Annotated in this window: 29 protein-coding genes; 6 read left to right on the plus strand and 23 right to left on the minus strand. The window is 34.9% G+C overall.

Annotated elements, in window-relative coordinates:
* Positions 1–214: 214 nt before the first annotated feature.
* From ACLIBH_RS11855 to ACLIBH_RS11950, 20 genes are all read right to left on the minus strand, one after another.
* Entirely contained in the window at positions 215–790 is a 576-nt protein-coding gene (locus tag ACLIBH_RS11855) for a hypothetical protein (protein ID WP_439316956.1), read from the minus strand.
* A gap of 1,134 nt (positions 791–1,924) precedes the next feature.
* Positions 1,925–2,809: a polyprenyl synthetase family protein gene (locus tag ACLIBH_RS11860; protein ID WP_439316919.1), complete on the minus strand. Its 885-nt coding sequence runs from the start codon at positions 2,807–2,809 to the stop codon at positions 1,925–1,927.
* 3 nt (positions 2,810–2,812) lie between these two features.
* A complete protein-coding gene (gene xseB, locus ACLIBH_RS11865; protein WP_439316920.1) occupies positions 2,813–3,046 on the minus strand; it encodes an exodeoxyribonuclease VII small subunit in 234 nt (77 codons plus the stop codon).
* Positions 3,047–3,281: 235 nt separating this feature from the next.
* The gene (gene xseA, locus ACLIBH_RS11870; RefSeq protein WP_439316921.1) at positions 3,282–4,640 is read right to left on the minus strand and encodes an exodeoxyribonuclease VII large subunit; all 1,359 of its coding nucleotides are present in this window, start codon (positions 4,638–4,640) and stop codon (positions 3,282–3,284) included.
* Positions 4,637–5,491: a bifunctional methylenetetrahydrofolate dehydrogenase/methenyltetrahydrofolate cyclohydrolase FolD gene (gene folD / locus ACLIBH_RS11875; protein WP_439316957.1), complete on the minus strand. Its 855-nt coding sequence runs from the start codon at positions 5,489–5,491 to the stop codon at positions 4,637–4,639. Before folD ends, xseA begins: the two co-directional genes overlap by 4 nt.
* Positions 5,492–5,509: 18 nt before the next feature.
* Positions 5,510–5,887 carry a transcription antitermination factor NusB gene (nusB, locus tag ACLIBH_RS11880; RefSeq protein WP_439316922.1) on the minus strand — a complete coding sequence of 126 codons (378 nt, stop codon included), beginning with the start codon at positions 5,885–5,887 and terminating at the stop codon, positions 5,510–5,512.
* Positions 5,888–6,123: 236 nt separating this feature from the next.
* Positions 6,124–6,522 carry an Asp23/Gls24 family envelope stress response protein gene (locus tag ACLIBH_RS11885; RefSeq protein WP_439316923.1) on the minus strand — a complete coding sequence of 133 codons (399 nt, stop codon included), beginning with the start codon at positions 6,520–6,522 and terminating at the stop codon, positions 6,124–6,126.
* A 63-nt stretch (positions 6,523–6,585) separates the two neighbouring features.
* The gene (accC, locus tag ACLIBH_RS11890) at positions 6,586–7,944 is read right to left on the minus strand and encodes an acetyl-CoA carboxylase biotin carboxylase subunit (protein WP_439316924.1); all 1,359 of its coding nucleotides are present in this window, start codon (positions 7,942–7,944) and stop codon (positions 6,586–6,588) included.
* 12 nt (positions 7,945–7,956) lie between these two features.
* The gene (accB, locus tag ACLIBH_RS11895; protein WP_439316925.1) at positions 7,957–8,469 is read right to left on the minus strand and encodes an acetyl-CoA carboxylase biotin carboxyl carrier protein; all 513 of its coding nucleotides are present in this window, start codon (positions 8,467–8,469) and stop codon (positions 7,957–7,959) included.
* 589 nt (positions 8,470–9,058) lie between these two features.
* Positions 9,059–9,613 carry a SpoIIIAH-like family protein gene (locus tag ACLIBH_RS11900; protein WP_439316926.1) on the minus strand — a complete coding sequence of 185 codons (555 nt, stop codon included), beginning with the start codon at positions 9,611–9,613 and terminating at the stop codon, positions 9,059–9,061.
* 13 nt (positions 9,614–9,626) lie between these two features.
* Entirely contained in the window at positions 9,627–10,259 is a 633-nt protein-coding gene (spoIIIAG, locus tag ACLIBH_RS11905) for a stage III sporulation protein AG (protein WP_439316927.1), read from the minus strand.
* A complete protein-coding gene (spoIIIAF, locus tag ACLIBH_RS11910) occupies positions 10,256–10,882 on the minus strand; it encodes a stage III sporulation protein AF (protein WP_439316928.1) in 627 nt (208 codons plus the stop codon). Before spoIIIAF ends, spoIIIAG begins: the two co-directional genes overlap by 4 nt.
* 12 nt (positions 10,883–10,894) lie before the next feature.
* Complete coding sequence (gene spoIIIAE, locus ACLIBH_RS11915) at positions 10,895–12,073, minus strand: stage III sporulation protein AE (RefSeq protein WP_439316929.1); 1,179 nt, start codon at positions 12,071–12,073, stop codon at positions 10,895–10,897.
* Between the two features lie 33 nt (positions 12,074–12,106).
* The gene (gene spoIIIAD, locus ACLIBH_RS11920; RefSeq protein WP_439316930.1) at positions 12,107–12,502 is read right to left on the minus strand and encodes a stage III sporulation protein AD; all 396 of its coding nucleotides are present in this window, start codon (positions 12,500–12,502) and stop codon (positions 12,107–12,109) included.
* Positions 12,503–12,508: 6 nt separating this feature from the next.
* Complete coding sequence (gene spoIIIAC / locus ACLIBH_RS11925) at positions 12,509–12,715, minus strand: stage III sporulation protein AC (protein WP_439311928.1); 207 nt, start codon at positions 12,713–12,715, stop codon at positions 12,509–12,511.
* An 18-nt stretch (positions 12,716–12,733) separates the two neighbouring features.
* A complete protein-coding gene (spoIIIAB, locus tag ACLIBH_RS11930) occupies positions 12,734–13,249 on the minus strand; it encodes a stage III sporulation protein SpoIIIAB (RefSeq protein ID WP_439316931.1) in 516 nt (171 codons plus the stop codon).
* Positions 13,250–13,254: 5 nt separating this feature from the next.
* Positions 13,255–14,169, minus strand: a complete 915-nt coding sequence (gene spoIIIAA / locus ACLIBH_RS11935) for a stage III sporulation protein AA (RefSeq protein ID WP_439316932.1) — start codon at positions 14,167–14,169, stop codon at positions 13,255–13,257.
* 715 nt (positions 14,170–14,884) lie between these two features.
* Positions 14,885–15,442: an elongation factor P gene (gene efp / locus ACLIBH_RS11940; protein WP_439316933.1), complete on the minus strand. Its 558-nt coding sequence runs from the start codon at positions 15,440–15,442 to the stop codon at positions 14,885–14,887.
* Between the two features lie 21 nt (positions 15,443–15,463).
* Entirely contained in the window at positions 15,464–16,528 is a 1,065-nt protein-coding gene (locus ACLIBH_RS11945; protein ID WP_439316934.1) for a M24 family metallopeptidase, read from the minus strand.
* A gap of 408 nt (positions 16,529–16,936) precedes the next feature.
* A complete protein-coding gene (locus tag ACLIBH_RS11950; RefSeq protein ID WP_439316935.1) occupies positions 16,937–17,419 on the minus strand; it encodes a YqhR family membrane protein in 483 nt (160 codons plus the stop codon).
* A gap of 702 nt (positions 17,420–18,121) precedes the next feature.
* Between ACLIBH_RS11950 and ACLIBH_RS11955 the strand changes: the two genes are divergently transcribed.
* Entirely contained in the window at positions 18,122–18,496 is a 375-nt protein-coding gene (locus ACLIBH_RS11955; RefSeq protein WP_439316936.1) for an SA1362 family protein, read from the plus strand.
* Positions 18,497–18,523: 27 nt separating this feature from the next.
* On the opposite strand, the gene ACLIBH_RS11960 is transcribed toward ACLIBH_RS11955, so the two are convergent.
* Entirely contained in the window at positions 18,524–19,414 is an 891-nt protein-coding gene (locus ACLIBH_RS11960; protein WP_439316937.1) for a patatin-like phospholipase family protein, read from the minus strand.
* Between the two features lie 142 nt (positions 19,415–19,556).
* The gene (gene mntR / locus ACLIBH_RS11965) at positions 19,557–19,985 is read right to left on the minus strand and encodes a transcriptional regulator MntR (protein ID WP_439316938.1); all 429 of its coding nucleotides are present in this window, start codon (positions 19,983–19,985) and stop codon (positions 19,557–19,559) included.
* Positions 19,986–20,399: 414 nt separating this feature from the next.
* On the opposite strand from mntR, the gene ACLIBH_RS11970 reads away from it, so the two are divergent.
* From ACLIBH_RS11970 to ACLIBH_RS11980, 3 genes are all read left to right on the plus strand, one after another.
* Positions 20,400–20,777 (plus strand): rhodanese-like domain-containing protein, encoded by a 378-nt coding sequence (locus ACLIBH_RS11970; RefSeq protein ID WP_439316939.1) that lies wholly within the window; start codon positions 20,400–20,402, stop codon positions 20,775–20,777.
* 348 nt (positions 20,778–21,125) lie between these two features.
* Positions 21,126–22,787, plus strand: coding sequence for a DEAD/DEAH box helicase (locus tag ACLIBH_RS11975; RefSeq protein ID WP_439316940.1), 1,662 nt, complete (start codon positions 21,126–21,128; stop codon positions 22,785–22,787).
* Entirely contained in the window at positions 22,774–23,568 is a 795-nt protein-coding gene (locus tag ACLIBH_RS11980; RefSeq protein ID WP_439316941.1) for a YqhG family protein, read from the plus strand. The genes ACLIBH_RS11975 and ACLIBH_RS11980 overlap by 14 nt, the downstream gene beginning before the upstream one ends.
* Here the strand turns inward: ACLIBH_RS11980 and ACLIBH_RS11985 are convergent.
* Entirely contained in the window at positions 23,565–23,750 is a 186-nt protein-coding gene (locus ACLIBH_RS11985) for a YqzE family protein (protein ID WP_439316942.1), read from the minus strand. The two genes, ACLIBH_RS11980 and ACLIBH_RS11985, sit on opposite strands and share 4 nt — an antisense overlap.
* A gap of 405 nt (positions 23,751–24,155) precedes the next feature.
* Between ACLIBH_RS11985 and comGA the strand changes: the two genes are divergently transcribed.
* Together comGA and comGB are read left to right on the plus strand one after the other, a co-directional pair.
* Positions 24,156–25,157, plus strand: coding sequence for a competence type IV pilus ATPase ComGA (gene comGA, locus ACLIBH_RS11990; RefSeq protein WP_439316943.1), 1,002 nt, complete (start codon positions 24,156–24,158; stop codon positions 25,155–25,157).
* Positions 25,126–26,175 (plus strand): competence type IV pilus assembly protein ComGB, encoded by a 1,050-nt coding sequence (comGB, locus tag ACLIBH_RS11995; protein WP_439316944.1) that lies wholly within the window; start codon positions 25,126–25,128, stop codon positions 26,173–26,175. Before comGA ends, comGB begins: the two co-directional genes overlap by 32 nt.
* Positions 26,176–26,180: the final 5 nt, after the last annotated feature.

The following is a 26,180-nucleotide window of genomic DNA, read 5'->3' on the forward strand; positions in this document are numbered from 1 at the left end:
TATCCTTTTTATTAGTCTGTTATCGTCTATACGTATATGCTGACAAACTTAAAGCAACAGGTATATAACGTGTGTATATTGAGGGTAGTATTCGAAGAAATGGTAAAGATATATTTCTTTTTGTTGCTATCAAAATTTTGTCCATTAGTTGCGTAATTTATTATTCAAAACGTACAATCTACATACAAAAGAAATCGCAATAAATAAGTGAGTGCTATTTAGATGAAGGTAAAATACGTATTTTAAATTTCTTTTCAATAAAAGCAATTATTTTCCCTGTATGTATAATAATTTTAGTGGATGAATGAATTGCAAAGTGCTTACCTATTGCTTTTCCGCCAACTGTTAATGCGGCGATTAAACTTGTTAATAAAACGGAAAGTGCAATTTGAGCGGTTGTTCCACCATTACTAATTAATAAAGCAACTTGAAGGACTACTATCGTTAAAGCACTACCACTCACAATACCAGATATATCACCAATAACATCGTTACAGAAGCTTGCGAATTTATCCGCATTTTTGATAATAATAACTGCTTCTCTTGCACCGGTCACTTTTTCAGCTGCCATTGCATGAAAAGGCACTTCATCTGCAGCAGTAGCTGCTATCCCTAGCATATCAAAAATAATGCCAATAAATACAATTAGCAGGACAATTAAAAAGCCTGTCACCCACGTGACCTGCTCCAATAATGAAGAAGATACGATTGAAAAAATAGCCGCTAACACAAAAGTGATAACGGCTATTGTTAAACTGAATTTAAGCGATCTTTTTAATCGTTGATTCATCATAAACCTCTACTTTTATTGTTATGTAAGTAAAGGAATGGCTGTTTAAAAAGTTAAAACTGCGGCTTAGGTCCAGTAGGTTTTCCCAAATAGTCACCTTGTGTTGCCACAAAGGCGGTTCCCCTTTAAGCCTATTTTAGCTTTGTCACCAAAAGCTAGACTGGATTACCACTTAGTCCACACTATAATCCCTTTTAAACATCCGTTGGAACAGTCTAGGAGATTTCCTCAACAGCCTTTTATCATTCTCTAGCCTCTTTTGCAGTAGTGATTTCATAGAGATAAAAGAATTAAGCTAGTGGCCACCTAGTGTTAATCCTTTTTCGACTCTAATCCTCTCACATACCACTCAAGGCAGGCTACGCTGTGCATAAGAGTCCCTTCCCTTATGCGCCAGGTTCATACCCCATTCCATATCGAAGCTAGGCTTAGCTGCAATACAGAGATGGGCCTCCGCGGTAACTGGGTCAACGCCCACATGCCTTTGTGGATCGCCCAAAAACCTTAACTCCCAGCACTAACCCAAGGCTGGGCGCCTCAAGCCAGCACAAGGAACTTCATCGATATGCCCTTTGGCAGATTTTTAGGCCCGCCTTCAAGAATGGAAGACTGACTAGAATACTGCACCATCCCTTTTCGTACTTAAATTATACCATAAAAGCGACTCGATTTCTATGAAGGACGCTTGAATTTAAACAGTTTTATCGTAATGAATTTCATGTAAGTGCTCACAAATAACGAGCGAGTCCCCTGAAAAACTGTCGCCTTTTTTGAGCAAAGTATTTTGGTAATGAAAAGGCTATCTTTAGTGTGGTTCTAGTAGTGATAAATGTTTTTAAAATTGGCCTAGTCGTAAATGTAGCGTCAATGGCTTTTTATTACGATTCTTTCCAATATTGATTTTCGCTTCAGGTCGACGGCGGCGAATCCATTCCAGACTCAAATAACATGAGTTGAAAACCTTTGACTTACACATAGAAGGAGGTGGATGAGGCCATGCAGGCGGAACGCATCCGCCTGGAACGGAAGAACAACGGCTTCCGGCTAAAAATTAGTATTTGAGGACTTTATCAGTGGCCTCATAACGAGCAATCGACTGTCCGTATTTAAAAAGCGGAATAAAACGGAATAACGTTATTGTTCACGTTGACTAAAATGATCTGTTAGCATTTGTAAAGCGGAATTTTTCGCTTTTGCTAGCTCTAAAGCATTCAGTGCCTTTGTGACATAAATTTGCTTTTTTTCTACGGCTCCATCCAACCCTAAAATGTTCGGGTATGTACTCTTTTGATTATGTACATCACTGCCAACAGGCTTACCTAATTTACTCTCATCGCCTGTCACATCTAAAATATCATCTTGTACTTGAAAAATTAACCCTAAATAATATGCAAATTGTTCTAACTGTTTAAGCTGTGCTGCATCTGCTTTTCCTAAATAAGCCCCTGTCATAATAGCAAAGGATAATAATTTCCCTGTTTTTAACGTATGAATCGTTTCTAATTCAGCTAATGAAATTTGCTTGTCCTCTGCTTCCATATCCAATATCTGACCTGCGACCATTCCTTTTGGGCCGCTTGCTTCTGCAAGCATTTTTATAATATATGATTTTTCTTTTGGATTTAATAAAGGATCATTTACTATGATTTCAAAGCTATACGTTAATAAAGCGTCTCCTGCTAAAATTGCTGTGGCCTCATCAAAGGCTTTATGATTTGTCGGCTTACCACGTCGAATATCATCGTCATCCATCGCGGGTAAATCATCGTGTATTAACGAATATGTATGGATCATTTCTAATGCAATTGCAGAAGACAGTGCTTTTTCAATCTTTGTTTCATACGTCTCATAGCTTGCTAAAAGCAGAATTGGACGTAACCTTTTTCCTCCTGCTTGTATAGAGTAGATCATGGACTCCTTTAAACGGAGGGGGATTTCTAATTCCTCTAAATACCGCTGTAACTCCTGTTCAATATATAATTTTTTTTCATTTATATAAGATTTTAATTTTTCTTGCACGATTTAATTATCCCCCTGTATATCAAATAATTCTGCTTCTCCATGTTCATTCATAATTTTGGTCATTTTATTTTGAACACTCGTTAATTTTTCGTTGCATAGCTTTGATAGTTTCATACCTTTTTGGTATAGTGTAATTGATTTTTCTAAAGGGACATCGCCTTCTTCAAGCTGTTTTACAATTTCCTCCAACTCTTCCATAGCTTCTTCGAAAGACAGCTCCGATTTTTCCGTCATTAATTTCTCCTCCTCGTATAGCTTATTAAAATTTATATTCTATTTAACGCTTAATTTATTATCAATGACTACTTTTACTTTGCATGGCTAGCAATCGTAATACGTTTTATATAGCACTTAAATTTTCACACAATAAATCAATCTTTTATTACGATTTATTAAGTACGGTTTTTACGACAACGATATGAACTTTTCCTGAAATCAATAATTACATACCGTATAGTTTAAACTACTTTTATATCCCGCCGGACATAGTATCATCTGTCTTTATAGCAGAAACTTTACAGTCTAATTCTCCATCATGCATTTTAACAATAAGTTGATCATTTTCCTGTACTGTTTTTACGGAAGTAATTATAGTTTGGCTATTATCGTACGGAATTGCAAAGCCTCGTTTCATTATTTCAAGCGGATTCAAAATAATTAATTTTTCTAATGCACGTTGGTTCTCGTTCACTTTTTTTTGGAACAATTGGTTCATATATGTATTTCTAAATTTATTTAATTGATGCAATCGATTTATTGCAGCGTTTATATTCCTTTCTGGGTGCTGCAAACTTAGGCGCCCATACATATTTGTAAAATTTCGGTTGTTTGATTCTATTGAACGAACAACAAGTTGTTTCAATTTTTCTGTAAATTGATCCAATTGCTGTTCTTTTTGCTGGATAAGTTGGACTGGATAACGAAAGGCATAGGACTGTTTTATGCGTTGATACTGTTTTGTTTCTAAGGAAATTTTCGCTCTAAGCAAATGATTTATCGTTTTTTTATATTTAAATAATTTTTCGATTAGTTCTATTCTAGAAGGCACAGAGATCTCTGCAGCACCAGTAGGGGTAGAAGCACGTATATCAGCGGCAAAATCACTAATAGTCGTATCGGTTTCATGTCCAACTGCAGAAATGATTGGTATGTTCGAATAATAAATTGCTTTAGCTACCACTTCTTCATTAAAAGCCCATAAATCTTCGATAGAACCACCACCACGACCAACGATAAGTACATCAAATTTGTTTACTTTATTTGCGAGTTTTATCGCTTTTTCAATGGAATTAGCAGCTTGATCCCCTTGCACAATAACCGGAATTACAGTTGTCTGTACGATCGGATAACGTCTTTTAATCGTAGTTAAAATATCTCTAATTGCCGCTCCGGTCGGAGATGTAATAATACCGATATGTTTTGGATATAAAGGGAGGTCTTTTCTTCGTTTATTAAAATACCCCTCCTTAGCAAGCTTTTCTTTTAATTGTTCAAATGCCAAGTATAATGCCCCTAAACCATCAGGTTCCATTTCTTGTATATATAATTGATATTGACCATATGGTTCAAAAACACTAATATTGCCTTTTAATAATACTTTCATGCCATTTTCTGGAGTAAATTTCAGAGAGCGGTTTTGACCGGCAAACATTACTGCTTGAATTCGCGCATGACTATCTTTTATCGTTAAATACATATGTCCACGACTATGATGGTTAAAGTTTGAGATTTCACCTTTTAACCATACGCCTTGAAGATGGGTGTCCGTATCTATTTTACGCTTCATATACTTTGTTAAAGCTTGTACAGTTAAATATTTTTCTTTCACCGACGATTCCGTTCCTTTGCCGCTTTAATTGTATTTTCCAATAGCATTGTAATTGTCATAGGTCCAACACCTTTTGGAACAGGGGTAATGTAAGATGCCTTTTTCTTAGCATCCTCAAAATCAACATCACCAGTTAATGATCCATCCTCAATCCGATTAACGCCTACATCGATAATAACGGCCCCTTCCTTCACATAATCAGAATTAATGATATGTGGTTTGCCGACAGCAACAATTAATATATCTGCTTTTTTTGTGTATTCTACTAGATTGTTTGTCTTTGAATGACAGTATGTTACCGTTACATTTTCATTCAATAGGAGCTGGCCAACAGGCTTACCTACAATGTTACTTCGACCAATAATAACAGCATGCTTCCCTTCTAGTTCAATATCAATTGATCTTAACATGGTAACAATGCCATACGGTGTACAAGGAAGAAATGATTTTTCACCAATCATCATTCGGCCAATATTTATTGGATGAAAACCATCTACGTCTTTTGATGGGTCAATTGTTTCTATTATTTGCTGTTCATTAATATGCTTAGGCAATGGTAGTTGAACTAAAATGCCATCCACATTATTATCTTCATTAAGCTTTTTAATTAATTGTAGTAGTTCTGTCTCTGTCGTTTCTTTCGGTAAATGAATAACTTCTGAAGAAATACCTACTTCTGCAGAAGCTTTCTTTTTACCGCTAACATATGACTTCGATGCTGGATCCTCGCCAACTAGTACAACAGTTAGGTGAGGTGTGATGTCATGTTTAACTAATTCTTTTACTTCTTCTTTCATTTTTTCACGTAACTTCCCTGCTAGATCTTTACCATTGATAATTTGTGCAGTCATCATGCGACCAGCCTCTCTTTATGCAATAATTTTTGATAAAACACCATTAACAAATTTACCTGACTTTTCGTCTCCATATACATTCGCTAATTGCACAGCTTCATTAATGGACACACGAAATGGAACATCCTCTGCATATTTTATTTCATAAATCGCAATACGTAACACCGTTTTTTCAACGGATGCTAAGCGATCAAGCGTCCAGTTCTCTAAGTTGGTTGAAATGATTGTGTCAATACTTTGTTTATTTTGGCGTACGCCTTCAACCAATAGTTTTGTATATGCATTTTCGTATAAATCACTTATTAAGTCTGAATCTGTTGTAGCTATGCAATCGTTTAAATCCAATTGGAAAAGCGTTTGAAACGCTTTTTCTCTCGCTTTAGTTCTGCTCATATGGTGTAAGCTCCTTCATTCTAATGTTCACTACAAATAGTATCATGATTAAGTATGCAATGCTAGAATGAAACGATACATGATTGTGTTACGTATTTATCGGCTTTATTTTTCAAGAAATTAACAGTCGTTCCTCATAGCTCCTGCCACATCAGAATATACACCTCTAAACAAAAGTGATTTATGTCCAGTAAAGGAAAAAAGGCCAAAGGATAGAATCCTAAGACCTTGTATTATCATTCATTGCTTGCATCGGCATTTGCTGTATTATCCATCTGTATTCCGACAACATGTATGTTTATTTCAGCTATTTCTAAAGCTGTCATGCTTTTTAAAGATTGTCTAATTGTTGACTGTAGTTTCTGAGCGATTTCTGGAATTGTTACCCCATAGTGTAACACTACGTATAAATCAATTACAATTCCGTCATCTGTTAAATCAACTTTTACACCTTTATTATGGGCTTTTTTACCTAATCGTTCCACCACACCTGTAGCAAAGTTTCCGCGCATTGCAGATACTCCACCTACTTCGGAAGCTGCAATACCAGTAATAACTTCAATTACTTCAGGTGCAATTTCAACTTTGCCTAAATCCGGGTTATTGCTTACATTTAGCAATGGTTGATCGTCCATGTTATCACTCCTCGGTTATATTAATCATATAAATACATATTATTTCATTATGTGGAGTGTGCGTCAGTCTTCTTTTTCAACAATTGGGTTCAATTCTAAAAATTTCGTATTGAAGTCCCCGTTAATAAATACCTCATGTTCCATTACAAGCTGATGAAAAGGAATAGTCGTATGAATGCCTTCTATAATAAACTCGTCAAGCGCACGTTTCATACGTCCAATTGCTTCATCACGGGTTGACCCATACGTAATAAGCTTTGCAATCATCGAGTCGTAAAAGGGTAAAATGGAATACCCCGGATATACAGATGAGTCGACCCGAACACCTAACCCTCCAGGAGATAGGTACATATCTATTTTTCCAGCTGAAGGCATGAAGTTTTTAAATGGATTTTCAGCATTAATCCGACATTCAATAGCCCAGCCATCAAACGTAACCTCTTCTTGCGTTATAGATAGCTTTTCGTTATTGGCAATTTTTATTTGTTCTTTTATTAAGTCAATTCCTGTAACCATTTCCGTAACAGGGTGTTCGACCTGTATGCGTGTATTCATTTCCATGAAGTAAAATTCATTATTCGAGCGGTCAAAAATATATTCAATCGTTCCTGCTCCGACATAATTTACAGCCTTTGCCGCTTTAACAGAGGCTTCACCCATTTTCTTTCTAATTTCCTCAGAAATTGCAGGAGAAGGCGTTTCTTCAATTAGCTTTTGCAATCTACGCTGAATTGTACAATCTCTTTCCCCTAAATGGATAACATTCCCATGTCGATCTGCTAAAATTTGTATTTCTACATGTCTAAAGTCTTCTATGTTTTTTTCTAAGTAAACGCCGGGATTACCAAAAGCTGTTTCTGCTTCTTTTTGTGTTACCCGATACCCTTTTATTAGCTCTTCTTCATTGTATGCAACCCGTATACCTTTACCACCACCACCAGCAGTAGCTTTAATAATAACGGGATAGCCAATCTTGTTTGCAACTGCAATTGCTTCATTTTCGCTTTCCAAAATACCTTCTGATCCAGGGACAATAGGAACGCCAGCATCTTTCATCGTTCTTTTGGCTACATCCTTAATTCCCATTTTTTGGATTGCTTCAGGAGTTGGACCAACGAATGTTATGTTGCATTCTTGGCAAATTTCAGCGAAATCAGCATTCTCAGCTAAAAAACCATAGCCAGGATGAATAGCATCTGCACCCGCTAACGTCGCAACGCTCATAATGTTTGTAACATTTAAATAACTATCTTTACTTAATGTTGGCCCTATACAAAATGCTTCATCTGCCAACTGAACGTGTAATGCTTCTTTGTCTGCTTCAGAATAGACAGCAATTGTTTCAATCCCCATCTCTTTACAGGCACGGATTATTCTTACTGCTATTTCTCCTCTGTTGGCAATTAAAAGTTTTTTAATCACGTGAACGACACCTCAATCTTTTTTCACTCGGAATAATGGCTGGCCGTATTCAACCAATTCTCCATCTTCAACTAATATTTCTACGATTTCACCAGTTGTTTCAGCTTCAATTTCATTAAACAGCTTCATTGCTTCGACGATACAAACAACGGTGCTTTCTTCTACTTTACTATTTAATTTTACATATGGATCACTATCCGGAGCTGGCTTTCTGTAAAATGTTCCTACCATTGGAGAAACGATCTCTGCATCGTATTGGATTGTTTCTTTAGCATCTTCTATTGGCTTTTCATCTGTTACAGAACGAACTTCTTTATTTGTTTCTAATACGGGCTGCTGTACGGTTTCTTTCTGAATTTGTGGGGATACGGCAGTTTGAACCATTTTTTCTGAACTAGATACTTCTTCCATACTTGTTGGCTTCTTCATCGTGATTTTTGAACCATTCGTTTCATACGTAAATTCACTAATTGATGATTGATCAACAAGCTTTATTATATCCCGTATTTCTTGTACATTTAACATGTTCATATACACCTCTTCACTAATTAACGTTTTATGCTATAGTAACATAACTCTTTTAGAATGACTAAATCAAACAGCTATAGCTATAATTGCATACTTGTTTATTATATCAATGATATACATTCAATGCGAGAAATTATATATTGGGGATTGAGTCAAGTATTTGTGGGTGTTATTTTAAGAAGTTAAAAAACCGCTCTTTGTATTCGTTAATTTTAGTATTGATTCCTACCGACCGCAGTAGATATACACTACGCTTTCCGAGGAGGCTGAAGCCGTGCCCGCGGAAAGCATCCACCTGCAGGGAAAATCGGTGTTATTCATGTGTATATCGTTCGAAGTAAAATTGATCACATATTATCTAGTTAGATTCGTGCATGTGTTCACCCACAAACATTTTACTCATACTATATTGGGTTGTCCTTTGTACTTTTCGATCTTCATTTAATAAATTAAATTCTTTTTTTGTATTCTTTCCATTTGTACAATCACCTTATTACATGTGAGGTGGCGTACATTTGCAAATTATAGAAAAAAGTTCCGGTAGAATTATTTCTCCTATCGGAACTTTTTATACTTCTATTTTCTATTAGCTACCGGTAGGTTGAAAATTAACATCGACTGTTACCTCTCCCATTTCATCTCTAACCATTTGCATGATTTGATTTGCTTCTTGTTTGGAAAGTTCATTTACTTTTACATGCACATGAACTTTTCCTTCACCTTGACGAACGAGTACGTCCTCATACTGATCTTTAGAAGCTAAAATTGATTGTTGGAGAATGGTTTCTTTTGTTGCTATGTTATCTATTTCATCAATTTTGTTTAACGCTTCATTAATCTCATTAGCCGATGCAGTACTTGAAGCTACAATTTCTTTCAAGCGATCTTTTTTCATGCTTCGCTCATCTTGAATTTCCATTCGAATGGTTGCAAATAATTCATCTTGCCCTATGCTCCTAATTCCGTCAACCTCTGCTTCTTCGCCAGTAATTGGATCAGTTGAAGTTGTTTGCTCTGTCCCTATGTTTTCACCCTCCTCAATGTAGGCAATGTCCTCTGTATCAGACATCATGTAATATACACTTAGTACGATCATTAAGCTAAGCATTGTTAGTAGCCAAACCGTTTGTTTTTTTAACAAATCAATTCCTCCCTTATTTTTTCGGCATTACAGATACTCGATGAGTGGGGACATCAAGAACTCTTGCCGTTGATTCTACAATCCATTTTTTTGTCGTCGCATGATCTGCTCCTTTTGCAACGATAAATACGCCTCGGACTTCTGGCTTTTTCGTCTGTATAAGAATCGGTACCTCTTGATCGCCTTGACGTACAAGCACAACTTGTGACTCTTCTGTGCTGTCCTCTGCTTTTCGCGTACCTCCATTTTGATCTGATTCATTCGTTTTTTGTTGACCGACGATTAAATTTTTTTCATATATTTTTATATTTGTAGAATCAAGATTGACCATTACTTCTACATTAGACACTCCGTTAATTTTTTCTAGCATTGCTTTCAACTCATTTTCGTAGCTTGTCTCTAAATCATCAACGGCTGTCATTACAGACGTTTCTGTAACTTCTTTTTTCTCTGGTAAATTTTCTTCTATTTGTATCTTTTCAGCATCGTCTTCATTGTTGGACATTGAAGTTATTGTATTTGAAATAATAATGAGTAAAATTCCTACGAGGGCGATTACGATTAGATAGCTTGTCTTTTTATTGTTTCCGTTTTGTATATTTGATGGGATTATTTTGCTAAATAATTTCTTTATTGACTCCTTCACAATGTCCCTCCCTCCCATTCAATTAATATGTTGTTTTGGTCAAATTGCCAAATATTCGCTAGCAGCTCCGTAATTTGTGTTGAGTCTTGAATGGTATCGTTCAACAACGCTTTTTCAGTTTCAGTATTAATTACAATTTCATCAACTGCACTCACAGCTCCTTTCTTTGCTTCTGGCTGCTTTAGATATACAATGATTTGACGCAAGTCCTCATAATTCAACTCGGATGATCGCTGAAAAGTAAATTGTATATCTGAAATTTCAAGCTCGTAATTTTCTAAAAGTGGCGTGTTCGCCATACTTTTCAGGTGAGTTTCCATTTGTTTTAAAATATATGCATCTTGTGAGGCTTGTATTTCTTTTTTTTGCAATTTAATAGTATTTTCTATCGATTGACTTCTATCATTTTCATCAAAAAGGCTTGTCATTGTTGGCTCCACTGCAGTTTCTAAATCAAAATGAAACAATAAAAATAAAGGCTTTAAAAAAATAAGCAGCAGTATTAAGCCAAGAACGAGCTTTATATATTTTTTCATTGTTGTTTTTGGAATTAATAAATCAATAATCGTAGCTAATAATATAAAAATTAAAATTTGAGTGATCCATTGTATGAGTATATGCATTATTTTGTCCACCTACCTAAGTAACAATGTCACATTACTAGCGGCAACAATAAAGACGATAGCTAAAAAAAACATTAACGTAACAGCTAGTAAGCAAGCTAAAATATATACAATATATTTACTAATTACATTTAAACTGTAAATAATTGGCCCATCTCCGACAGGTTGTAATATAGCAGCAGCTAATTTATAAATAACTGCAATTGCGAAAATTTTTATCGCGGGAAAAATTGCAAGAAGTACAATGATGGTGACACCTACTATTCCTACTGCATTCTTTAAAAGTAATGAGGCACTAAATACCGTATCGGCTGCATCGGTAAAAGTTCTTCCTACAACAGGAATAAAATTTCCTGTTATAAATTTTGTCGTTTTCATCGCTACTCCGTCCTGTATAGCACTAGCAGCTCCTTGTACGGACATAACCCCTATAAATATAGTTAGAAACAATCCAAGTGTTCCAAGGCTTATTGATTTTAGCAAATTAGCTAAATGCGTAACTTTATAATTGTCATTTAAGCTACTAACAATTATTAATATCGCGGATAAGTATAATAAAGGTAATATAAAGCTAGAGATAAGCACCCCGCTTAGATGGATTAAAAACATAACAATAGGGTGAAAAAATGAAACCGTAATAAGATTTCCAAACGTCGCCATAAGCCCTAAGACGAGAGGCAACAATCCAATTAAAAAGCTGCTCATCGTATCGATCGCTGTTTTCGTATAACTAAAAACAGTATGAAAACTATTCAAAGCTATAAATATAAGTACAATATAAACAATAAAATAAGCTATTTTACTAACCGTACTTTGTTCAAAGGTCGTGTGCATCGTTTGAAGTATTGTAGAAAATAAAGTGAGCATAATGAGCAATCCGAGAAGCTTGCCATTCACGATCAGCTCATGAAATAAAAACTTCATCATTCCAGAAAAAATTGTTTTAATTGATAATGTTCCATCGTTTATTATCATTTCTTTAATAGACGTTTTATTTATTTCCGGAATATATCCACCATAATTTCTTACTATCGATTGCCAGTTCGTTTGCAATGGTTCAAGAGAAATATCCTCCAGCAACGATTCCTCTACTTGTTCAGATCCATCGTTTGCTTTTACCGAAACACTTGGAATAAAGAGCACGGTAATAGTGAGTAAAACAACAAAATGAGCCGACTTAAATCGTTTCATTCACTAAAAATGCCCCCTTTCTCCTTCGATTAGCTATAGCGATTCTGGTATGAAGTTTAAAATTGCTTCCACTACTGCTGTTAGAATAGGGATCGCAAGCAAGAGGATAAATATTTTACCTGCTAGCTCAATTTTTGAAGCAACTGCCCCTAGACCAGCATCTTTTGTTATATTTGCTCCGAGTTCAGCAATGTATGCAATTCCAATTACCTTTAGTATTGTTTCTAAATAAATCCCATCAATCGCCGCCTTTTGTCCTAGCGATTGTATAAGCTGGATAATTATACCTATTTGCTTCATTATAATTAAGAAAATCACGACACCAGTAACTACAATAATAAAAAATGCAAAGGGAGCATTTAAATCTTTTAATACAATATATAAAACAGCTGCTACCAAACCGAATAGGATAATTTGTACAATATCCATTCACCATTACCCCTGAAATAAAAAAACAGATTTAATTTGTTGAAATAGACCTGACAGACTATTAATTACGATTACAAGTACGATAATAAATCCAACCAATGTCGCAAACTGGGCAATTTCTTCTTTTCCCATTTGTTTTAAAATTGTATGAATAAGAGCGACGATTACTCCAATTCCAGCAATCTGAAATAATATGGATGCATCAGCGAACATAGATGTACCCCTTTCTTATTAAATGAACAACAAAATAATAAATAGACCACATAGAAACCCGATGCTTTTAGCCATTTTGCCATATCGCTGCTGATTATCTCTTGCTTCCTCTAATTCTCTATTAAGGTGACTGATCGTAAGGTGTATATGCTTTTGTTGTTGTGTAAAATCATGTTGTCCTAATGTTTGTCCGAATTGCTTTAATATTTCTCTTTCATTTGAACCAATTGCAGACATGTTCATATATATTTCAATTTGGTCGTTCCATAACGTTCCAAAATCAACCCGACTCGAATGAATCATTCCATTTGCCAATTTTTGAAATAATTCGCCTGTAGGATGTGGGATTTGTTTGCCAATCGTTTGAAATGCATCGTGTAATGGCAAATGGCTATATAATATTTCAGCTTCTAATACTTGTAAAGCATTTTTTAATTGTCGGATATGCTTCGGTCTTTGATGCAAGTGATGGCTCCATTCGAAACCAATCCATGTGCTTGTTGCAATAAATAATAAAGCTCCAATCCATTTCATCGTCGTTACCCCCATATCGGTTGGTTCGCTTCATTGAATATACTTTTAATATGTCCAGGGGTGTTCTGTTGTGTTAGTAAAATAAAACGTTGAAAAGCGCCCGTTTGGAAAAGATATCGGAGAGAAGGCCGCTTTTTCACTTCTTCCAGCGATTGGCCGTGAATTGTACAACAAATCGCAACACCTGCATGTATTGCTTCTATTAATGCTTGTACATCCGCTTCACTACCAATTTCGTCTAAAATTAAAATTTCCGGTGACATGGAACGGATCATCATCATCATTCCCTCTGCTTTGGGACAAGCATCCATTACATCTGTTCTTAAACCGATTTCATGTTGAGGAACACCTTTTATGCAAGCGGCTATTTCTGACCGTTCATCAATAATTCCAACCTTTTTTGCAAGTGATTGCTCCCAACCAGTTGCAATTACTCGTGCAACATCGCGAATTAATGTAGTTTTTCCCGATTGTGGAGCGCCAACAATCAACGTATTGTAGTAGCTCTTGTTCTGTTCGTTATATAAATATGGTATAAGGCGACGAGCAATTCCAACTTTTTCTTTCGCTATTCGAATGTTATAAGACGTAATGTGCTGGATCGCTTTCACTTTTCCACCGAGTGTATTTACCTTTCCAGCTATACCTACACGATGGCCGCCTTCAATCGTTATATAACCTTCTCTTAATTCATCCTCCATTCGATACAAAGAAAATTGACTTAACTGATTCAAGAGAAATATTCCATCGCTTTCAGTTGGTTTTGTCGTTACAATCCATTCAGGTCGATCATTAAAAATAACTTCAATTGGCTGATATAGTCGAATCCGTATTTCTTGTAACTTGTCCCAACGATTGGAAATCTTTCTTTCGATTGCCTGTTTAATTTCATCCGCAAAGAGGCGTAGAATTTCTTCCATTGTGAAACCACCTTTTAAAGCTGCTATACCATAAATGTATGTGACAATATATAAAATATGACAAGCCTAACACAGATGAACAAAGATATAGAATCGATAATAGAGTGCCGTTTAATAGTTATAAAATGTAACTTTTGGAAAGCTTATTTGATATGTAGAGAAGCAGTGTCTTTTCTAAAAAAAGATGTTCGGCACGAAGTATTATATGAGGATTACGTATAACAATGGAGCATGTAGATTTACTTGAAAAACAATGTGCATATACCACATGAAATAGAAAGAATGGAAAAATAAAGTAGCAGGAGACACTTCTTAGCATTGTTGCTCATGTAATATACTCACTTCCACAAACTAGCAGTGAGCTTCCTTGTTCAACGCGTGGCAACCTGAAAAAGTACAAAACACTAATTTTTTAGCCGAAAGCCGTTGATTGTCGTCCCAGGCGAACACGCTCTGCCGACATGGCCGCATGTGCTTTTCTCGCTACGCTCCGTCAAGGGTCTTCGACTCATGCTATTCGGACTGAAGTCTTGTATCTTCCATTCGCTCGTACCGAACAGCCTTCCTGATTTTTACGAGCTATCGAAAATCCAAAAATAGTTCTGTTGCTTTTAAAAATAAAAAGTCAGTTCGTCCATTATAAGACTAACTGACTTCTTAAAATTTATTTCTATTAGATAATGTGCATCTATATGTTCGTTACACGTACAAATTTTTACGCTCTTGAAACGTATTTCCCTTCCGAAGTACTTATAACGAGCAAATCTCCTTGATTAATAAACAAAGGTACTTGAACGTTATACCCTGTTTCTAATGTGGCTGTTTTTGATCCACCGCTTACAGTGTCACCTTTTAAGCCAGGCTCTGTTTCAGCAACTTCTAGCTTCACATTTTTAGGCAAATCTACTCCTAAAATTTCCCCTTGATATGTAATTACATCAACTTCCATATTTTCCTTCATAAAGTTAAGCTCGTGTTCAATTTGATTAGATTGAAGTTCAATTTGTTCATACGTTTGAACATCCATAAATGTATGGGCATCACCTGATGCATACAAATATTGCATTTTATTATGCTCAATATGTGCTTTATTTACTTTTTCACCAGCTCGAAATGTTTTTTCATTAATATTGCCATTACGTAAATTACGTAGCTTTGACCGAACAAAGGCTGCACCTTTTCCCGGCTTTACATGCTGAAACTCCATAACTTGCCATATATTATTATCGAATTCGATTGTCAAACCTGTTTTAAAGTCATTTACAGAAATCATTCTCTATTCCTCCTATGTTGTTTATAAAACAATTAATTGCTTTGGAGCATTTGTTAATCGTTTGTTTCCAGTTTCCGTAATTATAATATCATCTTCAATTCTACAACCACCAATTTCAGGAACGTATATTCCAGGCTCCACCGTAACAATCATTCCTGGTACAAGCTTTCTTGCAGCTCTTGGTGAAAGACCGGGTCCTTCATGAACTTCCAATCCTAATCCATGACCGGTAGAATGGCCAAAATACTTTCCATACCCTTGTGCAGATATATAGTCTCTCGTAACTGCATCTGCTTCTTTCCCCGTCATGCCTGCTTTAATTAATTCAACACCGCGCGTTTGTGCTTCGAGAACTACATGATAAATTTCTTTTAATTTGTCACTAATTTCTCCAACAGCTATCGTTCTAGTAATATCCGAACAATAATTGTTAAAAAACGCTCCAAAATCCAATGTTACTAGCTCGCCTTGCTCGATTTTTTTGTCCGTCGCTACCCCGTGTGGAAGAGCAGAACGTAGCCCTGATGCGACAATTATATCAAAGCTAGAAGAAGTTGCACCGTTTTTACGCATGAAAAATTCTAGCTCATTGGCGACTTCGATTTCACGTACACCTGGCTGAATATAATTTAAAATATGAGCGAACGCCTTGTCCGCTATGTCTGCTGCCTGTTGCAAAATGTTAATTTCTTTTTCAGTTTTTACAAGCCTGAGCTCCTCAATTAAACTGCTTGTAGGAATAAGTTCCGAAGCAAACAGTTTTGAATATTGTTCATATTCTCCAAATGTTACATTGCTTTTTTCAAATCCTAATCGATTAATGTTTAATTGATTTAATTGGGCGTTAATTTCTTCTAAAAGAAGTTTTTTATGCTCGATCACCGTAAATGAATCGGTTTGCTCTTTTGCTTGTTGGGTATATCGAAAATCAGTAATCAATAGGGCGTCGTTTTTCGTAATTAATGCTACACCTGCAGTGCCCGTAAATCCAGTTATATATTTTCTATTTATAGGATCGGTAACAAGTAAGGCATCAATTCCCGCTGTTTCAAAAGAGTCACGTAATTTGCTCAATGATTTGGTCATAGCTTCATTCCTCTCTCGTTAGGAATAATCGTTATATTCTATATACATGAATGCATTTAGAAAGATCGTATTAGCATCCACTCCGTCAAAGCAATAGATGTTAATAGTCTAACATAAAAGGGGAAGTTTGAATAATTCCAAACGACCTCGTGACTGTCAAGCATATGTGCTACACCGTTAGGTATACATTAAAAATTGACTTAAATGGTACTAACAGTACGTAAACACGTCGGATATACGAATGTAGTCCTATATTCGAAGTGGATTGATTGCCATGTACTCATTATATCCACCTAGTATTAAAAGACAAACGATGCTGTTTTTTACTAATTGTACACATTTTGTAGAACTTCACTGGTGAATAATAGCCTCGATATGTGTCTAAGACCTTTATTCAGTTATAAATTTTTATTTTAATTTCGAATCAAAGTAATCATAAGAGATCGAGTAGCCTATAAATGTTCCGTACAGAAGAAACAGACAGAAAGTAGATACTATCGTTTCCTTACTCATCTCATTTAAAGAGGGGATATTTGAATAGAGTGGCTGAAACAAATAAAATAAAATTCCCCATAAAAAAGCACCATATAAAACGCCAACCCACATATTCAGCTTTTTTCGTAATAAAATATAATATAGAATAGCAACAAAGACAGATACTATTCCTGCCAAAAATATCGATACAAGATCCCCTAACCACCCATCTATCCATCCGGACGATAGCCATGATCGGAGTAAAAAAGACGCAGGAGCTACTTCTGAAAAGTTAAAATAATAGAGAAATACGAATAAGCTCCCCCAAAATAGACCAGCAATCAGGCCTGTTACAAGCGAGCGTAGAAAAACATTACTATCTTTATCCGTTAATTTATTTGAAACCAATTTGACCACCTCCGTTACTAGCTTTTCCTATTCTTCAAATTCAAAACATATCGCTTCATTTATTAAAACAATTATATATCACTATCTATGATAAATACGAAGACGCAAGGGAAAAAAGCAATAACGAGAATATACTTAAAGCAATATGAAAAACTTTCTAAATTAGTTAAGGCATTGCTCTTAGACAGAAAAGTACATAACAATTGCGGCAGCAGTAGCGGAGTCAAAAACACAAAAAGGTTTTTTTCAAAATTATAAATACCTACAAGTACGTAATTTAATCGACCCCATACGGTGTTTTTTGCATTTTATAACTTTTATATTAGAATAGTAAGGGTATCACTAATACACTACATATGTTAGTAGTATGACAGATAATGTTTCATCCAACAGCTCATGATCTCATTCATTAGCTTATAATATAAAGATAGTTCAACGATATATTTCTCAGCTTGTTTTAAATAAAATAACGATTTAATTGCATATTCTTCGCGAAAAAGGGAACAATTTAAAGGAGAAACGGAATATACATTCATATATAAATAACATCGTAGATAATATATTTCCACTCGCTTTTTATGTTCCCTCAAAGCTAGATGCAACAAGTGTTCATACGGTTCGTGTAAACGTATCATTAAGCAGCTATTTACTAGGTTGGTTATGTCTTAGCTCGTACTACTGCACACTAAATTTCAAGAGAGGAGTAGTAAAGTGCGCAACAAATTAACTGTGCTTGTTTATATTGTTTTAGGACTTGCAGGCATCGGTCTCATTTCGCAGCTTTTTGGAAATACGAAGAATTTTATCGTTAATATTATTGTTACGATTGGGATTGCATTCGTAATGTTTACTGTTGTATATTTTATATTTCTTAAAAAAACGCCTGGCTCCCAATCTGAAATGAAAAAGTACCGAAAAGCAGTAAGGCAATCAAAAATGAAGTATAAACCTCGCAATACAAATATAATTAAAAAGAAACAACCTACTCAATTAAAACAAAGAAAAAAAGTCAATAAACGTCCCTCACATTTACGAGTAATTGACGGAAAAAAACATAATAAAGAAAAAGACCGAGCTACCTTTTAAATAGCTACGGTCTTTTTTATTCCTATTCTATTTTGGCCATTTACTTAAAAATTCCATTCCTCTTTCTTGCCCGATTTTAATTAATTGTCGTTTCTTTGTATCGCTAATTGAAAAATTAGTTGCTCGAACATCCGATACGGGAAGAAAAATAATATTATTTTGTTCTGATTTAGAAATATAACGTGAATCATGTGCTTGCTTCATCGTACTAAACAAAGCCTGCAGCATATCAAAAGCGTTTTTCATTTTATTTGGTGCAATTTCATCAAAAGACTCACTTAACTTTACACCTAAAACAGGGCGTTCGATTTGTTTTTCACTAGTTTCAAAAACCCAGATCGGAAAATTACTTAATAAGCCTCCATCAACTATGTAGCTTTTTTCTATTATCGATTTCGACAATTTTACTGGCATAAAAAAATACGGGAAACCAGCACTCATTCGCACTGCTCTGGCCACAGAAAACTGATATGGATCTAGTTGATACACACGCTCAAGGTCGTCTGGTATAACAATAAGCTTCCCTAAGCTTAAATCACTCACAATTACTTTTAAATATCCAAGTGGTAAATCACTAAATGTATAGATCCCTTTTTTCGCCAATTGATTATACACCCATTTTTCAAGCTGCTCACCTTTGTATAAACCCATTTTATAATATAATACAAACCATTTACTAAAAGGGATATACTTGCTAATCAACGGTTCATCAAGAAAAATCGTTTGGTCAAGCTCTTCAATCATTTGCATAATTTGATCTCGATGATAACCTGCTGCAAGGAAAGCGGCTAAAATAGCTCCAGCTGATGTACCTGCCGTCCGTTTTATTGCGAGCTTCCGATTTTCAATTGCTTCGAGTACACCTAAAAAAGCATAGGATTTTACTCCGCCACCGGACAAAACTAAATCAATTTTCATGAACTGTTCTACCCCTTATAATTATAAACTGTTTTACGTACATAATTATAATTAGTAGAAAACGAAAAAAATTAGAACATTATTTAAAGCACGAATAAAAATCGATCCATACAAACAATTGGCTGTTTGCATGAATCGATTTTTATACTTGGGATTCTTTATTCGCATTATGGTACTTTCTCAAATCTGCGATACGCGATTCGTCTTCTTTAAAGTAATTTACTAAATCACTTATACGGTCAATCGAGTTCCAGCTTAGGTGATGCTCTATCCCTTCAACATCATCATAAACATTTTCTTCATCTACCCCGATAATTTCAAGAAACTGTTCCAATAAATCATGACGAAATACAAGTCTTTCCCCGATTTTGTTGCCTTTTTCTGTCAAAACGAACCCTCTATATTTTTCGTAATCGAGGAAATTATCTTTGTCCAATTTTTGAACCATTTTCGTTACCGATGACGGATGAACGACTAATTCTTCAGCTATATCAGAAACCCTAGCATATCCTTTTGTATGAATCAAATTGTATATTAATTCAATATAGTCCTCCATACTTGGTGTTGGCACAATATCTCTCCTTCCCATCATTTTTTACGATGCGCAACTTTGTTTACATATTTAATGGTATCGTATTTTTTCTAAAGAAACAACCTTCTAGGCAGTTTTCATGACCGACCAATACTTTTGCCTATCTTTACAAAACAATTGTTTTGCTATCTTTCTGTAGCTAAACGTGTTGTTCGAGGAACGATCAGCTGAAATAAACTTCACAATACCGTTTTTATTGTTTATAAGTTATGCTAATACAATACGGCCATTTTTCACCGAAAATATAAATTGAAAACGCATGGTTTACTCCGTAATATAAGAAATTATTTCTGTCTTTATTCGTTGTTGTTTTAAATGACGAAATGGTATCACCGATGGTATAATGCTAATTGTTAGCTTATATTCCAGAAAGATAGAAATGGAGGTCTTACGATGATCTATGTAACAATTGCTCTTATAGTTGGAATCATTGCTTTTTCGGCTTTCCGTTATTTTAAACAGCGCACATATTTAAATGTACTTTCGGAAGAACAGTTTAAAGAAGGATATAGAAAAGCACAGCTGATCGATGTTAGAGAACCACAAGAGTTTGAAAACGGACACATTCTCGGAGCGAGAAATATCCCTTTGACACAGCTAAAACACCGGTTAGTTGAAATTCGTCCAGATAAGCCTGTTTATCTTTATTGTCAAAATAACGGTCGATCTGCAAGAGCAGCTCACGTATTATACAAAAAAGATTATAAGGATATTCACCAATTAAAAGGTGGATTTAAAAAATGGACAGGGAAAGTTAAGAAAAAAAACTAAAATTAACTCCAATAAAGAGTAGTAATCTACACTTTTTATTGGAGTTTTTATATTTGGTAAGAAATTCCATTCTTCTGTTGTTCGTTGCAAATTTATCACCTTTTACCTTTTTGTAGTGATTTCACTTCATTTTTAAACGGTTTTTTGTAAGGAAAAACATGATGAAAATTCTTCCAATTGTTTAAATGCTCTATCGTCTACACTCCTAAAATTAAAGCTCTTCAATAAACCAACACCTGTCTTGCTTATAATGAAATTACAAACGTTGGTTATACTATGAATACCGCATTCATACATGCGAAGAACATTTTAATTATTAGCCTATTTAAAAAGCAAGAGAGGTAACTTATGGAACATATAAATATACAGAAGGATCGTACGTTTATTACAAAATTAGAAGCTAGATTAAACAGCGAAGGATCTTTTTCATCGTGGAATTTGTTTCAGCTCGCATATGAAGCGGCAAATCAAACGATATCACCATCCTTCAACGGCCTGCGTGCTTTAGAGTACTTACCTCATGTACAATTTCTAGACCATCAAGTAAAATCAGCCGAGACAGTAATTGAGCAAATGAATGGTCGTGCGATTTTAGCAGATGAAGTTGGACTCGGTAAAACGATCGAAGCAGGTCTCATTATTAAAGAATATATGATTAGGGGCTCCGTTAAGAAAATCCTCTTACTCGTACCTGCTTCACTTGTTAATCAATGGGTACGTGAATTAAATGATAAGTTTTACATTCCAGCTGTTGCCTTTCGAAAAAATTATGCTTGGGATCAATATGATATCTTTGTTACTTCGATCGATACGGCAAAACGGTCTCCACATATTGAAGCAATATTGGAGCTCGACTATGATCTTTTACTTATTGATGAAGCACATAAATTAAAAAATCACAAAACAAAAAATTACCAATTTGTGCAGTCTATTAAAAAGAAATATTGTTTATTACTAACTGCAACCCCTGTTCAAAATCAACTAATCGAGATTTTTAATTTGATTTCTGTTTTAAAACCAGGCCATTTAGGAAGCTATCGTTCGTTTCAAGAAAAGTTTGGAAAGGATCGAAACAAACTAAAGAAAGATGCATTTTTAAAACAACTAATTCAAAAAGTTATGGTTCGAAACACGAGAAAAAACACAGAATTAGATAACGTAAAACGTAATATCCAAACGATTTGGATTAACTTTTCTACCGTCGAAACCGAAGCATACAAAGCACTTGAAAATGATGTTGACTTTTTAACTGGTTTCTCTAAATTAACATATTTACGTGAGTTTTGTTCTTCAAGAGAAGCATGCTTTTTATCACTTGAAAAGCTTATGAATTCGAACAATAATACGGCTGCTATAGAAACATTAATGCATACGATTGAACAGCTCCCACATCATTCTAAAGCTATAAAAGTATTGGAATTAATAAAGCAAATTGGTAATGAAAAAGTAATTATATTTACAGAATATCGAGCCACTCAATATTATTTACAATGGTATTTACAGCAGCATCATATACGCTCTGTTCCATTTAGAGGTGGATTTAATCGGAGTAAAAAAGATTGGATGCAGCAATTATTTAAAAATCACGTTCAAGTATTGATCGCAACAGAGGCCGGTGGTGAAGGAATCAACTTACAATTTTGCAACAACCTTATAAACTATGACCTTCCTTGGAATCCAATGCGTTTGGAACAGCGAATTGGACGCGTTCATCGATTTGGTCAAAGAAATGATGTTAACATTTACAATTTAGCGATTAACGGAACGATTGAAGAACATATAATGAAATTGCTTTATGAGAAAATAGGTTTATTTGAAAAGGTAATCGGTCAGCTAGATCACATTTTAGAAGAGCTACATATTCATAATCTTGAAGCTGAATTAGAATCGATATTTTCAGAGTCTACTTCAGCTGGAGAAATTAAAATTAAAATGAATAATTTAACATCTATTATCGAAAATACAAATAACCTATTGCATGATGGGGAGAGAGATTATGGGAATTTCTAACTTACAACAATTTTTAATCGATTATTTTTCCGCACAACAATGTACAGTTTTGGATAATCAAGAAGGCTTGTTTACTGTTCAGCTTACAGAAGAGATGGATAAAACATTAATGAACCGTCCATTTTATTGGCACTTTATTAAGAGCACTGGGAATAAAGGGGAACCAATGAAGTTAACCTTAATAACGAATCCAGAAAGGAGAAAGGAAGACGGCGAATGGGTACATTTTGGCAGTCCGCGATTACAGCAGATTTTTAATCATTTAAAACAAAGTGAAAAATATGTGAAGCTGTTTGAGCAATGTACAACAAGTGCGCATACTGCATTATTTCCTTGGCTTGTCATTAACATAAAAATAAGCTATAAAGGGAAGCAAATAAAAGACGAACTCTTTTCCATCGGCATTAATTTAGTTAATGGAGAGATGAAGACACAAATGATGCAATGGCTGCAATCGCTTCAATTAAATAAAACAATACCAAATTATTGTTACACATTGTCACCCATTATTACTATACCTAGTGGCTATCTTCGAATTGAGAAAGTATTAGATGACTATGTAGCTAATCAAACACACACTTGGGCTGAAGCCTCGATTCAAACAATGGAAGAAGAAATTCAACTTATTCAACACTTTTATACGGAGGAAGAAGATGCATCGTTTCGTGAAAAAGAAATAAATGAATTAACGAACCGTTACGAGCCTGAAATCATTTATGAAGTTGTAAATGGCGGTATCGTATATTTATTAGAAAACTCTTCAATGTACAAAACAAGTTAATGAGACTTCTTTTTGTTCCATAACGTTTTAATTGCAAGTGGAAATACACCGAACCATCGATTGGAAATCTCCGTTTTGCTTTTTGTTTTAGTTTGTTTTCTTGCTTCCCTTTCTTTAGCTGGTGTATCCATATATGTAACAAACTGTTGCGTAATATACTTTACTAAATCATTGAACGACATAACACATCTCCTCGTTTAATATGTTTAGGCATTATTTCTCCGCCTCTTATTCTTTACTAATTTATTCGGGTGGTTTTCTCATAACACCAATTTGATCGCTTTTCGACAATACATTGCAATCGCGTAACGGTCATCAATATTTTGAGGGATTACCGACTAATAAAACAACTTTTTACACTCCACTGTTAATTAAAATTCAAAATGTAACACTACTCTTTTTTATATTATTATTACAACTTGAATTATTCTTATTCAATCAACTTAACTCGACCTTTTGATTTAGAAACGATACCATTACTTTTTTTATATTATTTTGCAGAAATTTTAAATAAAAAGAAGGACTTTAACTAATGATGTCGAATAAGGTATCTTAAGTTGCAATGTTTAATTAAGGGGGTGAAATTCATGAATCCTGCTGCAACACTGTCTGACAAGCTCCTCCACTCTGCTTTTCTCCAGCAAGCCTCTGATATTCATTTTTATCCCTTTGCTAATAAAACAGATATTTACTTCCGGATTCAAGGTAAAAGAATATTTCATCAGTCATTACCAGTCAATCATTATCAAATTTTACTAACGTACCTTAAATTTACCTCTGGAATGGATATAGGAGAAACTAGAAGGCCACAAAACGGTACTATTACAATTGAGGTTCGCTCGGACATAATTGCTTTACGTTTATCCACTTTACCGATTAAGCAGATGGAAAGCTTAACAATCCGCATTCTTCCACAAACCAAATCCTACTCAATCGAACAGCTTTTTCTATTTCCAAGTCAACTAATAAAACTAAGAAGTTGGATTAGGAATCAGGCAGGTATTATTTTATTTACTGGGCCAACAGGTTCCGGAAAAACAACTACATTATATGCACTTCTTCAATATTTATTACTAGAAGATTCTTACCAAACGATCACGCTTGAAGATCCCGTCGAAAAAAAGATGGATCATATTCTCCAAGTGCAAGTAAATGAAAGAGCTGGGATAACTTATCAAACAGGATTAAAGGCTGCCCTTAGACATGATCCAGATATTATAATGGTAGGAGAAATAAGAGATCGTTTTACAGCTCAATTTGCTTTTGAAGCCGCTTTAACCGGTCATTTAGTATTTAGTACATTACATGCTAAAGATGCAATAGGAACAGTGTATCGGTTACTGGAGTTAGGAATCAGTCGTATAGAGTTAGAACAGTCTCTTATCGGAATTGCTTCTATGCAATTAGTATCTGTCCAGCTTCCGAATAAACAGACAAGACGTGCCGCTATAATGGAGCAATTGGAGGGGGATCTATTAAAAAGTATTCTGTATGGAAAGAGCAATCGTCTGAATCCTTGCCATACATTTAATCATTTAAGAAAGAAGGCTTACGCTTATGGTTTTGCAACAAAAAATATTTTCAATTAAAGGAGCAAAGCTGCACCCGGACATTCAGCTACGAATACTAACAAGATTAGATCGTCTAATCCATAATGGGTATCCACTTATTGAAGCGTTAGAATCAATGGCTTGGGAAAATCAATTAGTTGAACCAACAACTGCCATTATTAACGCTTTAAAATTAGGAGAAACGATTGATACCGCATTTGAAAATGCTCGATTTCATCCTACAATAATTTCTCATTTGTATTTTATTCGGTACAATGGCGATCTCCGGACATGTCTACGGAATTGTATTACTATGTATTCAAATCGAGTTCAATACGTAAAGAAATTTAAACAAGTACTCCAATACCCTCTGTTTCTCTTCGCGATCTTCTTTATTTTGATGTTGTTCATTAAGCATTCCATCTTACCATCCTTTATCAATCTCGTACAAACGAGTACAGCTGCTTCTTATTCTGTTCACTTAGCAATTCAACTTATTGATTTATTAAGTACAATCTTCATAGCGTTTATGATAGGAACGTTGCTATCCTACCTTTTATGGCACGTTTACAAGAAAAAAGTGCCAATAGAAAAGCAAATTAAATTTTACAATGCCGTTCCTATATACCGTACACTTACACGACTGCAAACGTCTTTTCATTTCTCCATTCATATGAGTATGCTTTTTCAAACTGGATTAACAATGAAAGAAGTACTAGTTCACATGGAAACACAAACGAAACTACCAATCGTATCTCATTATTCGCATTTAATGAAAAATCATTTAGAAAAAGGGTTATCCGTTTCCATATTTGTTACCGAGCTTACAATGCTTGATAAGCAGCTCGCAACCATTCTGCAAAATAAGGAGAACTTAGAAACATTACAAAGAGATTTAAATACGTATGCTGATTTTTTGCTCGAGGACCTTCAAGAAAAGGTTATGAGAGCTATAGCGCTCACACAACCTGTTTTTTTTATAATTATTGCATTATTTATTGTTTTTATATATGCCATATTAATGTGGCCAATGTTTCAATTAATAAATACATTGTAAAAGGG

The sequence above is a fragment of the Virgibacillus sp. W0430 genome (genome assembly GCF_051846935.1).
Taxonomy (GTDB): Bacteria; Bacillota; Bacilli; order Bacillales; family Amphibacillaceae; genus JBPYCR01.

Coding starts and splice junctions, on each gene's coding strand:
- xseB (WP_439316920.1), bottom strand. CDS start 3,046: ATGACGGAAAAATCGGAGCTGTCTTTCGAAGAAGCTATGGAAGAGTTG.
- spoIIIAE (WP_439316929.1), bottom strand. CDS start 12,073: ATGAAACGATTTAAGTCGGCTCATTTTGTTGTTTTACTCACTATTACC.
- spoIIIAB (WP_439316931.1), bottom strand. CDS start 13,249: ATGAAATGGATTGGAGCTTTATTATTTATTGCAACAAGCACATGGATT.
- ACLIBH_RS11985 (WP_439316942.1), bottom strand. CDS start 23,750: ATGTCGTTCAATGATTTAGTAAAGTATATTACGCAACAGTTTGTTACA.
- ACLIBH_RS11960 (WP_439316937.1), bottom strand. CDS start 19,414: ATGAAAATTGATTTAGTTTTGTCCGGTGGCGGAGTAAAATCCTATGCT.
- efp (WP_439316933.1), bottom strand. CDS start 15,442: ATGATTTCTGTAAATGACTTTAAAACAGGTTTGACAATCGAATTCGAT.
- accB (WP_439316925.1), bottom strand. CDS start 8,469: ATGTTAAATGTACAAGAAATACGGGATATAATAAAGCTTGTTGATCAA.
- comGA (WP_439316943.1), top strand. CDS start 24,156: ATGAATCCTGCTGCAACACTGTCTGACAAGCTCCTCCACTCTGCTTTT.
- ACLIBH_RS11855 (WP_439316956.1), bottom strand. CDS start 790: ATGAATCAACGATTAAAAAGATCGCTTAAATTCAGTTTAACAATAGCC.
- spoIIIAD (WP_439316930.1), bottom strand. CDS start 12,502: ATGGATATTGTACAAATTATCCTATTCGGTTTGGTAGCAGCTGTTTTA.
- spoIIIAA (WP_439316932.1), bottom strand. CDS start 14,169: ATGGAAGAAATTCTACGCCTCTTTGCGGATGAAATTAAACAGGCAATC.
- ACLIBH_RS11975 (WP_439316940.1), top strand. CDS start 21,126: ATGGAACATATAAATATACAGAAGGATCGTACGTTTATTACAAAATTA.
- ACLIBH_RS11980 (WP_439316941.1), top strand. CDS start 22,774: ATGGGAATTTCTAACTTACAACAATTTTTAATCGATTATTTTTCCGCA.
- ACLIBH_RS11885 (WP_439316923.1), bottom strand. CDS start 6,522: ATGGACGATCAACCATTGCTAAATGTAAGCAATAACCCGGATTTAGGC.
- comGB (WP_439316944.1), top strand. CDS start 25,126: ATGGTTTTGCAACAAAAAATATTTTCAATTAAAGGAGCAAAGCTGCAC.
- folD (WP_439316957.1), bottom strand. CDS start 5,491: ATGACTGCACAAATTATCAATGGTAAAGATCTAGCAGGGAAGTTACGT.
- nusB (WP_439316922.1), bottom strand. CDS start 5,887: ATGAGCAGAACTAAAGCGAGAGAAAAAGCGTTTCAAACGCTTTTCCAA.
- spoIIIAC (WP_439311928.1), bottom strand. CDS start 12,715: ATGTTCGCTGATGCATCCATATTATTTCAGATTGCTGGAATTGGAGTA.
- ACLIBH_RS11945 (WP_439316934.1), bottom strand. CDS start 16,528: ATGACCAAATCATTGAGCAAATTACGTGACTCTTTTGAAACAGCGGGA.
- spoIIIAF (WP_439316928.1), bottom strand. CDS start 10,882: ATGCATATACTCATACAATGGATCACTCAAATTTTAATTTTTATATTA.
- ACLIBH_RS11970 (WP_439316939.1), top strand. CDS start 20,400: ATGATCTATGTAACAATTGCTCTTATAGTTGGAATCATTGCTTTTTCG.